Origin of the sequence: Chromobacterium vaccinii (genome assembly GCF_000971335.1) — a bacterium.
In the GTDB taxonomy this organism is placed as follows: Bacteria; Pseudomonadota; Gammaproteobacteria; order Burkholderiales; family Chromobacteriaceae; genus Chromobacterium; species Chromobacterium vaccinii.
In genome coordinates, this window is record NZ_JZJL01000137.1 from 1 (window position 1) to 976 (window position 976).

1 protein-coding gene is annotated in these 976 nt (G+C 65.7%); it reads left to right on the forward strand.

The window, feature by feature from the left end; translation table 11 throughout:
• A partial coding sequence (locus VL52_RS22940) for an MFS transporter (protein WP_046159216.1) occupies positions 1–976 on the forward strand: 976 nt, incomplete at both ends.

Below are 976 nucleotides of genomic sequence, written 5' to 3' on the forward strand. Positions count from 1 at the left end.
CGGTGATGGTGAGGGTGGAGCGCAGGCTGACGCTGTTGTCGCTGATGAGCTTGTTCATCGTCGGCAACCTGATCTCGGCGCTGGCGACCAGCTACGACACGCTGATGGCGGGGCGTATCATCGCGGCGCTGTGCCATGGCGCCTTCTTCAGCGTCGGCGCGGTGGTGGCGTCGGAGATGGTGGCTGAGAACAAGCGAGCCGGCGCGATCTCGCTGATGTTCGCGGGCCTGACAGTATCGAATGTGATGGGCGTGCCGCTGGGGACTTTCCTGGGCCTGCAGTTGGGCTGGCGGTCGACGTTCTGGGCGCTAGCGCTGATCGGCGTGGTGACGATGGTGGGGATCTGGGCGCTGGTGCCGAAGTTCCCGGTGCCGGTCGGCACCAGTCTGAGCAAGGAGTTCGGCGTGTTCCGCCGTCCGCAGGTCTGGATTTCGGCGGCGGTCAGCGTGCTGGCCTTTGGCGGGGTGATAGGTGCCTTTACCTATATCGCGTTCACGATCACGCAAGTTGGCGGTTTCTCGACGGCGATGGTGCCGTGGCTGTTGGTGCTGTTCGGGGTGGGAACCTTTATCGGCAATATCGTCGGCGGTAAGGCGGCGGATCGCGCGCTGCATGCGTCGCTGAGCATTCTGCTGGGCCTGCTGACGGTGGTGCTGGTGGTGTTCGCACTGACGGCGCACAGCAAGATCATGACGGTGGTGTCGCTGCTGCTGATGGGCGCGGTGGGTCTGGCGACGGCACCGGGGCTGATGCTGCGGATGATGAGCCATGCACCGGACGCGCCGACGGTGGCGTCGGGCGCGAATATCGCGGCCTTCAATATTGGGAATGCGTTGGGCGCTTGGCTGGGTGGCCTGGCGCTGGCGGCGGGGATGGGCTTTGTTTCGCCGCTGTGGGCTGGCGCGGCGCTGAGCCTGCTGGGTCTACTCGTGCTGACTGTGGGCAAACCGGGCAAGGCGCTGCGCAGCGCCTCTGC